An 11,943-nucleotide genomic window follows, 5' to 3' on the forward strand; every position below is an offset into this window, starting at 1 on the left:
CTAAAAAATTATAACAGTTTTTATCATACTAAAGTCGAAAATACTAGTATAATGATAAAAACATAATTAGATTTACATTACGTAATTTGTATATTTTCTAGTACATAAATAATTTCTATGCCCGGATTTACCATTGACAAAGAACGTCTACAGGATAAAACCAAACTATTTTTAAGGGTAAATTATACCACAAGCATTATCTCCATTCTTTTTGGGGCTTTATGCTATTTCTTTTTGAACATAACTAAGATCATACCTTTTGCCCTTGTCGGCTTTGCCGTCTTGAACATTGTTAATCTACTTTACTTCAGGTCTCATAAAAATATAGTACCCACCTTTAATTTTTCTTCTATAATAGGATTAATTACAGCGGTTATAGTAACTGTTTATAGTGGTGGCATTCACAGTGCGTTTATATTCATGATTCCGCTGATCGCCTTTGGAGGTTTTATTAATAGCACTAAATATGGCAAAGTGTATTTTAATATTATAACCGTTCTAATACTATTGGTTTTTACACAGAACATACCAGAATTGCGTGTTACAGAAAATTTGGTTCCAGAAGAATCAAGCTCGGTCTTTAGTTTAGTTTCCGTTTTGTTCGCTGTTTTCATATTAGGAAACACTTTAGGAAAAACATTGCTAAAAACGTACAATGCCATGTATAGTTCAAAAAAGGCGCTGGCAAACCAAGTACACGAAAAGGAAAATCTTTTAAAAGAAGTTCACCATAGAGTAAAAAACAATCTTCAAACAGTTTCTAGTTTGTTGAGCTTACAATCCAGGAATATAGAAACAGGTCCAATGAAAGGCTTGTTGAAAGGAACCCAAAATAGGGTAATTGCAATGGCAATGGTTCATGAAATGCTGTATATGCGTAATGATATTAGCCACATTGAATACAAATCATATGTGTTAGAATTGGGTGAATATTTAATTCGTTCAATAAAGGGCAACGACAACAATGTTGATTTAAAAATTGATATTCCCGATATAAAATTGGGAATAGACACGGCAATTCCATTAGGGCTTTTAATTAATGAAACATTGACCAATGCCTTAAAATATGGTATAGAAAACGATAACGAAGGCATCATCAGTATCAAACTAAGAAAAGATAGTGAACAAAAAAACTGCTATATTCTTGAGATTGGTGATAATGGAATCGGCTTTCCGGAAACCATTAATCATAAAAACACAAAGTCTTTAGGTTTAAAATTGATTCATAACCTTACGCGACAATTACGCGGAACAATAGAACGTGACAAATCTAAGAAAGGGACTAATTACATTATCAAGTTTCAAGAAATCAAGCAACAATTATCTCCCGTTGCTTAATGCTTTAGGGTACAAATAACAACAACACTTTTTATTTGTAAAGTTGTCATACGTTCACCATTCTTTTTGCGGGTTTCTCTATATTTAAGGAAATTAACGCAAACAACCACCCTATGTTACGTAAACATCTGCTCTTAACAGCTCTATTCTTATCCGTATGGTTTACAATACAAGCACAATCTCTTGAAGGGGACGGACCCCACGATCAATTGATCATTAGAGGCGTAATGCTTATTAATGGTAACGGAGCACCACCACAAGGACCTATTGACATTGTTGTAGAAAACAATGTGATCACCAATATAAAGGTGGTTGGTTATCCAGGTGTAGATATAGATGCGGCCAAGAGGCCAAAATTAAAGTCAGGTGGTAAAGAATTGGATTGTACCGGTATGTATCTATTGCCTGGTTTCATAGATATGCACACCCATATTGGCGGTGATGCCCAAGGCGCTGATCCAGATTATGTATTTAAACTTTGGATGGCGCATGGTGTAACTACCGCCCGTGAAGTTGCCGGTAGAGGTATTGATGTCACCCTTGACTTAAAACGCAAAAGCGAAAAAAATGAAATTATAGCTCCGCGTATTATTTCCTATACTGCTTTCGGGCAAACAAGTAAATCTTTTAATCCGTTGAACGATATTCCTATTTCTACTCCTGAACAAGCTAGGGAATGGGTACGCGCCAATGCCAAAAGAGGAGCTGACGGTATTAAGTTCTTTGGAGCTGAACCGGCAATTATGGCAGCGGCATTGGACGAGAACAAGAAATTAGGATTAGGTTCTGCATGCCACCATGCGCAAATGAGCGTTGCCCGTTGGAATGTTTTACATTCCGCCAGAGCAGGTTTAACCTCTATGGAGCATTGGTACGGGTTACCAGAAGCTCTGTTCGATGATAGAACGGTACAAGATTTTCCGTTGGACTACAACTACCAAAACGAGCAGGATCGTTTTGAAAATGCCGGAAAATTATGGGAACAAGCGGCGGAGCCTTATTCCGAACACTGGAATAACGTAATGAACGAATTATTGGAACTTGATTTTACCTTGGACCCAACTTTCAACATCTATGAGGCTAGTAGAGATTTACAGCGCGCAAGAAGAGCTGAATGGCATGAAGATTATACATTACCATCTTTATGGGAGTTTTATCAGCCTAGCAAAGTATCTCATGGATCGTACTGGCATGATTGGGGAACGGAACAAGAAGTTGCTTGGAGAAAAAATTATAAACTTTGGATGACCTTTATCAATGAATATAAAAACAGAGGTGGTAGAGTAACCACGGGATCAGATTCCGGATTCATTTTTCAATTATATGGTTTTGCCTATATAAGAGAACTGGAATTAATGCGAGAAGCTGGGTTTCATCCTTTAGAAATCATACAATCTGCTACACTAAATGGTGCAGAGGCATTAGGTTTAGATGACAAATTAGGTTCGGTAACCATAGGCAAATTGGCAGACTTTGTCATTGTTGAGGAAAATCCGCTACAAAATTTCAAAGTATTGTACGGTACGGGAGCTATTAAACTTACCGAGGACAATGAGGTGGTTCGGGTTGGTGGTGTTAAATACACCGTTAAAGACGGAATCATCTATGATTCCAAAGCGCTACTAGCAGATGTAAAACGCCAAGTAGATGAGGCAAAAGCTAAAAGTAATTATACTATTAAGCAGCCTGGCGTAAAAAATTAAAACTTACGCTTGTTTACAGGTACTTTAATTGGACGTACTTTTTTTTCATTTTTTGAAGTAAAGGCAATAGTTGCAATAACGATAACTGCTGGTATTAAAATTGAAAGTAACATCATAGTTTTAATATTTATAAGGTGCTTAATTGCACCTTGTTGTATAGGGCAAAGATTATGCCAATTTACCGTAATCCTTAGCTGTAATAAAAGCTAATTCTTTGTTAACCCTTGCATTCTTATATCTGTACAAACGTGCTACCGACGTCTCGTCAGTGATAGTAATCTCTTTTTCGTGGTTAATATTGTCAGTGCTATCAGCCAAAACAACACCCACTTCAGTAGCGTTAATTTTATCATCTGTTTGGGGAGTTTGTGCCAGTGCCAATGCGCCGGCGAAAATAACTATTAGTGTGGTGAATAATGCTTTCATATCGTAATGTTGAACAATATAAAAGTAGTTTCAGATAGAGGATAATGGCTCTTACCCTCGCTAAACTGCTATAATTTTCGCCTAGCGTAAAATTCTATGACGAATAGACAAAAAGTGTCGACGAATGGTTTTTGACCTAAAAACACCACACCGATTCCACGTGTATTTTATCGATGTTTTTAAGTATGTAAAATTTATAACACTGCAGAAATTGGGGTCTAAAAGACCAACTTAGAAATGGAAAATAGAATAAATTAAACTAAAGTAAATTCTGCTTACTTTTTATTTCTACCACGTTTACCATAGTTCTTGTCTCCACGGGTCTTAGGTTTAGAATATTTCTTTTTAATGATACGCTTATAAGACCCACCTTGATTCTCCTTCTTGTTCTTATCAGATTTCTCATGAAAACTTGCTCCACGCTCCTCTTCGTTTATATTAAGCGGATTTTCACGCTCTCTATGCTTAGGTTGCTCGTCAAAAGTAAGTTGCGTTGCAATTTCTACATCCTCTGGTAATGGTAATTGATTTATCTTATGAGACATTAAATCCTCTATAGCATTCTTGGCTTCTTCTTCTTTTTCCGTGTACAATAAAATAGATGTTCCTTCTTTCTCTGCCCTACCTGTTCTACCAATACGGTGCATGTAGTTTTCAGGATATGACGGAGTATCAAAGTTTATTACATGAGAAATTTCCTGTAAATCCAGTCCACGTGCCATAACATCTGTAGTTACCAAAATACGGTTCTTACCTTCGTCAAACTGATTAATGGAGCGTAGTCTGTAGTTCTGAGTTTTATTGGAGTGAATAATACATATTTCTTCACTAAAGAACTCTGCCAATTCTTTAAAGAGTAAATCTGCACTACGCTTACTTGAAACAAAGACTAGCACCTTATGGTACGTTTCTACATTTTGTAATAAGTGGACCAACAAATTTACTTTTGTATAAAAGTTAGGGATAGCGTAACTATATTGGGTAATATTTTCTAGAGGAGTACCACTAACGGCTATGGCAATTTTTTGAACGCCTGTAAAGAAATCGGTAATGAACAATTCAATATCATCGGTCATGGTAGCGGAAAACATGATATTCTGTCTCTTCTGCGGCAAGAGTTCAAAAATATTTACAAGTTGAAATCTAAAACCCAGGTCCAGCATTACATCGACCTCATCGATAACAAGCTTCTTCACTTGTTTTAATTGAACCGCTTTAGTTAGAATAAGATCATAAAGTCTGGCAGGGGTTGCCACCAATACATCTGTACCCAATGCCAAAGCCTCCTTTTGGCGCAACATACTTTTACCACCAAACACACCTAAAATTCTAGTTCCAGAATATTTAGCCAGCTTCTCCGCCTCTTCAACCACCTGTACCACCAACTCACGTGTAGGTACAAGAATAATAACCTTTGGATGGATTTCTTTGGAAAACTTCAGCGTATTTAAAATAGGAAGTAAATAAGCAAACGTTTTACCGGTACCCGTTTGCGCAATACCAACAACATCACTACCACTCATTACAATAGGAAAAGCTTTCTCTTGAATGGGAGTAGTATTTTCAAAACCTAGATCTTCAAGTGCTTTTTCTAGGTTTCTAGATATTTTTAAATCGGTAAACAACGGCATAACAATCACTTTTGTATTTCAGTTGCAAAGCTATGTTGATTAGTTGACAAATTACGTATAGTGAGTAATTTATCCGTAATTTGGTAACAAGAGACTATTTAAAACGGAAAATTGTAAGAACGGAATTGAGATTAGACCTTTAAAATACGTTTACTTTTCCCTGTGGATAAATATAGTACCGAACCTAAAATTGGAAGAAAAAATACAATTAGCAACCATGTGGTCTTACTGTTATTCTTGAATTCATGTCGTACAATATCAACCAAACAATACACCCATACAAACAGGGCTAGAATTGCAAAAGTTTGCCAAATACTTAGTGTAAACGAAAAGCCTGCAGGTATACTCATAATTGAATGATTTATAAAAATTACGTATTCCTTAAAGTTATAAAAATTAATACCACATTGCGCACGCTATTTCTAATTAAACAAGTTACTAGCGGTATTAAAACGAAAAATATACAAAGAAATTAATTGTTAATTAGAAAGCTCACTATGTACAAACATACGTTTACCGCCAACATAAGTCTCCAGCACTTGTACGTCTTTAATGGATGTAGGGTCAATTTGAAAAATATCTTCATTTAGAATAACAAAATCTGCCAATTTACCCGGTTCTAAAGTGCCTTTTATATTTTCATCAAAAGAGCTAAAAGCAGCATCTTTAGTATATGCCCTTAATGCCTGTTCCACATTTATTTTTTGTTCAGGAACCCAACCATCAGGATTTTTGGCATCTAAAGTTCTTCTGGTGACGGCAGCATAAATCCCATATAAAGGTGATGCAGGTGCTACAGGCCAATCACTACCAAATACTAAAGTTGTGTTGGCATTTAAAATAGATTTAAAAGCATAGGTAGTCTTTATCCGTTCATGTCCAATTAACTCTTCAGCCCATCTACCGTCATCAATGGCATGATAGGGTTGCATACTCGTAATGACATCAAGTTTGGAAAATCTATCAATATCCTCTACCGCCAAGTGTTGCGCATGTTCTATTCTTAATCGCCTATCTCGTTTTCCGTTTTTTACCACAACACTATCAAAAACATCTAATATGGTACTGTTTGCCAAATCGCCTATTGCGTGAACGGTAATCTGCAATTGTTGTTTATCCGCATTTATGACCCAAGTATTTAAGCGATCCTTATCTACAATAAATAAACCGCTATCTGATGGCTTATCCGAATAAGGATCTTTAAAGGCTGCAGTATGCGAACCTAACGAGCCATCAACAAAGCCTTTCATAAGACCGTTCTTTAACCATTTGGAGTTTTTTTCATCTTTAGTTGTTGTTTTCCAATACTTCAACGGATCGGCCGTGTAAACCCTTACCTTAAGTTGATCATTGAAATTCATTTTTTCTAAAATTTCATATCCACCCAAACTATCTACATCATGAATAGTAGTTACTCCTTGTGAAATTAGATAATCTTGAGCTGCACTAATTGCCTTTTCCTTTTCTGTTATTGTTAACTCCGGAATTTTATTTAAAACCAAATACATGGCTTCACTTTTAAGAATACCAGATGGTGTACCATCTTTATTTTTAACAATTTCTCCACTTTCTACCTTAGGACTATTCTCATCTATACCGGCAATTTTTAGCGCTGCCGAGTTGGCTAGAATCATATGACCGTCCATTCTATAAATTGCAACCGGATTTTCACCCGTAAATTCATCTATCCAATCTTTATTAGGTAATTCACCTCCCCACAGGGTATGGTCCCAATTTCCCTCAACGATCCATTGACCAGGTTCTATTTCTTTAGCGAACGATGCTATTTTATTTATGAATTCTTCTTTACTATCAACATCTCTTAATGCTACATTTAATAGGCTATTTCCCCCCATCAATAAATGCACATGAGTATCAATAAAACCTGGTGTAATGAATTTGCCTCTAACATCTTTTATTTCAGTAATGGAGCCTTTAAACTTTTGAATATCATCAAATAAGCCAATGGTCAAAATGGTATCTGCTTTTATGGCCATTGCCTCAGCTTTTGGTAAGTCTGAATTACCGGTCCAGATATTGGCATTGGTAATTATCAAATCGGCTTTTACATTATTGGTTCTACAAGAACATAACAACAACGAAATAATGAACAAATAGAATAGTTGCTTTCCCATGCTTTTAAAGGTAGAAAACTTATAATGCAACCATCAATTTTATATCAGAAAAAGCTTTTCTCAATTTGCTTCTTTCCGCAGTACCTGTAATGGCGGACTATTTAACACCCCTCTACTGTTCATTAATCCGATAGCTAGGACCAATAATATTATGCCCGGTAACACAACTAAAAATGGAACCCAGGACGGAATAAATGGCGTATCGAAAATAAAATATGCGAGTAGAAAGCTGCTTAGTAACGAAAGTAAAACCCCTACTCCGCTTCCTAAAACCCCTAAAAAAAAGTATTCTAGGGCATTAATTTTTAAAATCTGTTTACTCTGGGCACCAAGTGTTCTTAACAATACACTTTCCCGAATACGCTGGTATTTACTGTTACGAACGGAGCCGATCAAGACAATAATTCCTGTTAGAATACTGAAAAATGCCATAAAAGATATGACCCATGAAATTTTATCTAAAATATCTTCGACCAAGGTTACTACCTGTCTTAAATCTATGATCGATACATTGGGGAATTTCTTCACCAATTCTCTTTGCAGATCCGCTGATGATTTTTTGTCCGGGGCATTTGTAGTTACCACATGAAACTGTGGTGCATTTTCTAACACACCTTTTGGAAATACGATAGAGAAATTGAGCTGCATTCTAGCCCAATCTACCTGACGGATATTACCCACAACGGTGGTCATCAATTTTCCCTGAACATTAAATAACAATGTATCGCCTAAGGTTACCAGAGCGTCATTGGCAACATTTTCTGCCAATGAAATAGGAATTACTTTTGCATTAGGGTCAACGGTAGGCATCCACTCCCCTTCAAATAGTTTCTCTGAACTGATCATAGAATCCCTATACGTAGTTCTAAACTCATGGTTTAAAATCCACTTGTTCACTCGGGTAGTCGTATCTAATCTTATGTCATTTACATTTCTATTCTTTATACGCTCAATTCTCATCGTAACGATAGGAATATTATCTATTACAGGAAGACCTTTTGGGGTAATGGTGTTAGCCACGGCATCACGCTGATCTGTCTGCACATCAAATAATATCAAATTCGGACTCTCGGCACTTGCCTCGAAAGAAGTTTTAGCCAGAAGAAAATCTTTTGTAAAATATAATGTACTGATCAAAAATGTTCCAATACCAATAGCTAAAATCAACACTACCGTCTGGTTATTCGGTCGGTATAAATTCAACAAACTCTGTCTAGCGGCAAAACTCCATGATTTTGGAAAGTAGCGTTTTATCAATCGCATAAATAAAATAGACACACCCGCTAAAATGGAAAAAGTCACCAATATACCTCCTACAAAACTCAATGCGAACGCCCATCTTCCCAACAGCCAAAATGCGAATAAAAATATAAAAAGTACTATGGCAACAACTACCCAAATTTGATAAGGTCTTGCCTTTTTACCAGTGTCTTCTTGCACCCGCAATACTTGTAAAGGGGAAACAAACCAAGTATGGATCAATGGTGACAAGGCAAATAAAACCGACATACAAACACCTAGTAACAACCCAACGAATATGGCTTGAAATGAAGTAGATATTTCTACATCAAATGGTAAAAACTCTTGTAATATTAGCGGAAAAGTCTGTTGTAACAACAATCCTATAATGGTACCTATGAGTCCGCCCAACAAACCCATTCCAGCAATCTGAATCAGGTAAGTTAAAAATGTCTGTTTTCTAGTTGCCCCCAAACACTTTAGCACTGCAACTGCCTTTAATTTTTCTTTTATATAAATATGTACAGAACTGGCAATACCAACACACCCTAAGAGAAGTGCTATAAATGCGACCAAATTTAGAAAACGACCTACATTTTCATATCTACGTCCCAGGCGTTCACTAGTATCGGTATGGGTATCCATATCAGCATTCTCAGCATCTAATAACGGGTCAACATCTTTACTCAGTGCTTCTAGATCCGCCTTATCATTGTTGAAGTAATAATTATATCTTAGACGACTACCACGCTGTAAGAGCCCGCTATCTTCCATAAAGCGAAAAGGCACAATTATAGGTGGCGCTGCAGTGGCACCAATACCTGTGCTACCAGGAGCGGTAATCAAGGACCCAACAATAGGGAAAGTAATGTTACCAAGTTTTACACTATCGCCAGGTTTTAAATTGTATTGAAGCATTGCGGTAGCATCAACTAATGCTCCACCTTTTTCCAAGTATTCTTGTGCAGCTTTGGCAGGTTCAGTTTCTAATGCTCCGTAAAAAGGAAAAGCACCTTCAACGGCACGTACCTGTACTAATTTTGTAGTTAGACTTTTAGGGAAAGCCGCCATTGAGGCAAAATTGACTTCTCGTGCATTATACCCTCCTAAAGAATCCATTAATGCCGCTACCCTATCATTCGCCGGCTGATTACTATCAATCAGAAAATCTGCACCCATAAGTGCTTTTGATTGTAGACCAATATTGTCTTTCAGATTATCGCTAAAAGATTGAATTGAAACAACTGCGGCAATACCCAGAATAATGGAGGCAATAAAAAGCAACAAACGTTTACCGCTTGCCTTGCCATCACGCCAAGCCATTTTCAATAACCAATTAAATGATGCTTTTGATGTTCTTTGTGTTTTACTCAAGATGTAGCCGTGGTTTCGTTAATTACTATTTTACCACCTTTAAGTCGCAATACCTGCTTGTTCAGGTTTGCCAGCTCTAAATCATGGGTAACAATCACCAAAGTAGTTCCCATTTCTTTATTCAGGTCAAACAAAAGCTTAATAACTTTTTCTCCGGTTTCTTCATCTAAATTACCTGTAGGCTCGTCGGCAAAAAGAATAGAGGGTTTATTTGAAAATGCCCGTGCCAAGGCAACCCGCTGTTGTTCACCACCAGATAGTTGAGACGGATAATGGTCATGACGATTACCTAAACCTACCTTGTCCAGAAGTTCCATCGCATCTTTAGAAGCATTGGTTGCACCCTGTAATTCCAAGGGTACACTAACGTTTTCCAAAGCGGTCAAAGTTGGCAGTAGTTGAAAATCTTGAAAAATAAATCCTACTTTTTCATTTCGTAGTAAAGCACGTTGATCTTCGTTTAAACTACTTAAATCTTCACCGCAAAGTTCAATTACTCCGTCGTTGATTTCATCTAATCCCGCGCAAAGACCTAACAGTGTTGTTTTTCCACTTCCTGACGGACCAACGATAGCAAAAGTGTCGCCTTCTTCAATAGAAAAAGAAATATCATCAATAACTGTCAAATTCTTAGATCCGCTGGTATACGTTTTCTTTAGATTACGTACGTTTAATATCTTTGTCATAAATCATTTTGGTACAAGACAACAAAATAAACAAATGATTTGGAATCTAATAAGTTAAGCTTATGTTGAAAGTATTAAAGTTTCGTTATTTTTTAGTGGTGTTGATATTCGTTGGATGTGGAGAAACGTCAGAAAAAAAACAAACTGAAATACAAACCGAAGCTGTAAGCAGTACTGAAGAAGCAATTTCAACAGATGATAAAGTTATTTTATTCTACGGAAACAGCCTTACCGCTGCGTATGGCTTAGATACCAAAGAAGGTTTTCCTTATAGAATTCAATTAAGATTAGATTCTTTAGGGTTAGATTACAAGGTAATCAATTCTGGATTAAGTGGTGAAACTACTTCTGGGGGCTTAAACCGTTTGGACTGGGTCCTAAATCAGCCGGTAGATATTTTTGTTTTGGAATTAGGTGCAAACGACGGATTGCGAGGAATTCCTATTACGGAGTCAATGAACAACTTGCAAGCCATGATCGATATGGTCAAAGATAAAAACCCCGAAACACAAATTATATTGGCCGGTATGCAAATACCGCCAAATATGGGTGCAGATTATGCTTCGCAGTTTAAAATGATGTATCCTGCATTGGCAAAAAGTAATGATATAGAACTGATTCCGTTTTTATTGGAGGGTGTTGCCGGTATTCCTGACTTGAACTTAGAAGATGGTATTCACCCAACTGCAGAAGGTCAGAGAATAGTTACCGAAAATGTATGGGATGTTTTAAAAACTATAGTATTACCTCAAGGGGGAACAGAGGTAACCGAAAAACTTGTAGAAGAATTGAACTAGGCAAAAGAAACTGTTCTCACCCTTGCCTTAAAAAGTAAAGCACGTTTTATTCTTGCATTTTTGACTGTGTAAAACCTTGCAGCTGTTTGGAAACCGGGAGTGTTTACGTTAGACTTAACTGCTACATCTGCCATGGGCATAAAAATGGTCTGTACTTTCGTGTCTGGTGACTTCGATTGTGCTTGAGACTTGGTTCCCAAACAGATAACAAGGAATAAAAAAATAATTGTACGCATAATAAAGTAGGTAAATTTGGTGTATAGATAACCACCTACACGTAAGTAAACGTATTTTCAATTCGATAAGAGGTATGCTTTTTACGATGAAAAGTATGCATTTCGATGTACTACCAGTTTTTGTAGTCCGTTTTCCTACAAAAATTTGAACTATTATTGGCTGTATTTGTGCAGTTTACCGAGTTAATAAGCTTTTTCCTACATAATTGCTTTTGTGATAAATAAAAGGACTACAAGAGGTAAGTTTAATAATGGAAATTGAAGTATTAGATTTTGGTTGTCCGTTGTCCGTTGTCCGTTGTCCGTTGTCCGTTGTCCGTTGTCCGTTGTCCGTTGTCCGTTGTCCGTTGTCCGTTGTCCGTTGTCCGTTGTCCGTTG

The 11,943-nt window shown here is 36.8% G+C and carries 10 protein-coding genes; 3 read left to right on the plus strand and 7 right to left on the minus strand.

What is annotated here, in order from left to right:
• Window positions 1-117 precede the first annotated feature (117 nt).
• Both QZ657_RS06280 and QZ657_RS06285 read left to right on the plus strand, forming a co-directional pair.
• Window positions 118-1,338, plus strand: coding sequence for a sensor histidine kinase (locus tag QZ657_RS06280; protein ID WP_291959359.1), 1,221 nt, complete (start codon window positions 118-120; stop codon window positions 1,336-1,338).
• Window positions 1,339-1,451: 113 nt separating this feature from the next.
• Window positions 1,452-3,041, plus strand: a complete 1,590-nt coding sequence (locus tag QZ657_RS06285) for an amidohydrolase family protein (RefSeq protein WP_291959357.1) — start codon at window positions 1,452-1,454, stop codon at window positions 3,039-3,041.
• Between the two features lie 168 nt (window positions 3,042-3,209).
• Here QZ657_RS06285 and QZ657_RS06290 read toward each other — a convergent pair whose 3' ends face one another.
• From QZ657_RS06290 to QZ657_RS06315, 6 genes are all read right to left on the minus strand, one after another.
• On the minus strand, window positions 3,210-3,467 hold the full coding sequence (locus QZ657_RS06290; protein WP_291959356.1) for a hypothetical protein: 258 nt from the start codon (window positions 3,465-3,467) through the stop codon (window positions 3,210-3,212).
• A gap of 275 nt (window positions 3,468-3,742) precedes the next feature.
• Window positions 3,743-5,098 carry a DEAD/DEAH box helicase gene (locus QZ657_RS06295; protein ID WP_291965676.1) on the minus strand — a complete coding sequence of 452 codons (1,356 nt, stop codon included), beginning with the start codon at window positions 5,096-5,098 and terminating at the stop codon, window positions 3,743-3,745.
• 131 nt (window positions 5,099-5,229) lie between these two features.
• On the minus strand, window positions 5,230-5,448 hold the full coding sequence (locus QZ657_RS06300; protein WP_291965678.1) for a PLD nuclease N-terminal domain-containing protein: 219 nt from the start codon (window positions 5,446-5,448) through the stop codon (window positions 5,230-5,232).
• A gap of 129 nt (window positions 5,449-5,577) precedes the next feature.
• Window positions 5,578-7,233: an amidohydrolase gene (locus QZ657_RS06305; protein ID WP_291965680.1), complete on the minus strand. Its 1,656-nt coding sequence runs from the start codon at window positions 7,231-7,233 to the stop codon at window positions 5,578-5,580.
• A gap of 60 nt (window positions 7,234-7,293) precedes the next feature.
• The gene (locus QZ657_RS06310; protein ID WP_291965690.1) at window positions 7,294-9,795 is read right to left on the minus strand and encodes an ABC transporter permease; all 2,502 of its coding nucleotides are present in this window, start codon (window positions 9,793-9,795) and stop codon (window positions 7,294-7,296) included.
• A 47-nt stretch (window positions 9,796-9,842) separates the two neighbouring features.
• Window positions 9,843-10,532: an ABC transporter ATP-binding protein gene (locus QZ657_RS06315; RefSeq protein ID WP_291965682.1), complete on the minus strand. Its 690-nt coding sequence runs from the start codon at window positions 10,530-10,532 to the stop codon at window positions 9,843-9,845.
• A gap of 62 nt (window positions 10,533-10,594) precedes the next feature.
• Here QZ657_RS06315 and QZ657_RS06320 point away from each other — a divergent pair, with 62 nt between their 5' ends.
• On the plus strand, window positions 10,595-11,329 hold the full coding sequence (locus QZ657_RS06320; protein WP_291965684.1) for an arylesterase: 735 nt from the start codon (window positions 10,595-10,597) through the stop codon (window positions 11,327-11,329).
• Here the strand turns inward: QZ657_RS06320 and QZ657_RS06325 are convergent.
• Window positions 11,326-11,565: a hypothetical protein gene (locus QZ657_RS06325; protein ID WP_291965686.1), complete on the minus strand. Its 240-nt coding sequence runs from the start codon at window positions 11,563-11,565 to the stop codon at window positions 11,326-11,328. The two genes, QZ657_RS06320 and QZ657_RS06325, sit on opposite strands and share 4 nt — an antisense overlap.
• Window positions 11,566-11,943 lie beyond the last annotated feature (378 nt).

The organism is Maribacter sp., assembly GCA_020629415.1.
GTDB classification, from domain to species: Bacteria; Bacteroidota; Bacteroidia; order Flavobacteriales; family Flavobacteriaceae; genus Maribacter; species Maribacter huludaoensis.

What these genes read in the sequence shown, in the direction of transcription:
- QZ657_RS06310 (WP_291965690.1), bottom strand. Translation starts at nt 9,795, where the DNA reads ATGGCTTGGCGTGATGGCAAGGCAAGCGGTAAACGTTTGTTGCTTTTT.
- QZ657_RS06315 (WP_291965682.1), bottom strand. Translation starts at nt 10,532, where the DNA reads ATGACAAAGATATTAAACGTACGTAATCTAAAGAAAACGTATACCAGC.
- QZ657_RS06325 (WP_291965686.1), bottom strand. Translation starts at nt 11,565, where the DNA reads ATGCGTACAATTATTTTTTTATTCCTTGTTATCTGTTTGGGAACCAAG.
- QZ657_RS06285 (WP_291959357.1), top strand. Translation starts at nt 1,452, where the DNA reads ATGTTACGTAAACATCTGCTCTTAACAGCTCTATTCTTATCCGTATGG.
- QZ657_RS06295 (WP_291965676.1), bottom strand. Translation starts at nt 5,098, where the DNA reads ATGCCGTTGTTTACCGATTTAAAAATATCTAGAAACCTAGAAAAAGCA.
- QZ657_RS06305 (WP_291965680.1), bottom strand. Translation starts at nt 7,233, where the DNA reads ATGGGAAAGCAACTATTCTATTTGTTCATTATTTCGTTGTTGTTATGT.
- QZ657_RS06300 (WP_291965678.1), bottom strand. Translation starts at nt 5,448, where the DNA reads ATGAGTATACCTGCAGGCTTTTCGTTTACACTAAGTATTTGGCAAACT.
- QZ657_RS06320 (WP_291965684.1), top strand. Translation starts at nt 10,595, where the DNA reads ATGTTGAAAGTATTAAAGTTTCGTTATTTTTTAGTGGTGTTGATATTC.
- QZ657_RS06280 (WP_291959359.1), top strand. Translation starts at nt 118, where the DNA reads ATGCCCGGATTTACCATTGACAAAGAACGTCTACAGGATAAAACCAAA.
- QZ657_RS06290 (WP_291959356.1), bottom strand. Translation starts at nt 3,467, where the DNA reads ATGAAAGCATTATTCACCACACTAATAGTTATTTTCGCCGGCGCATTG.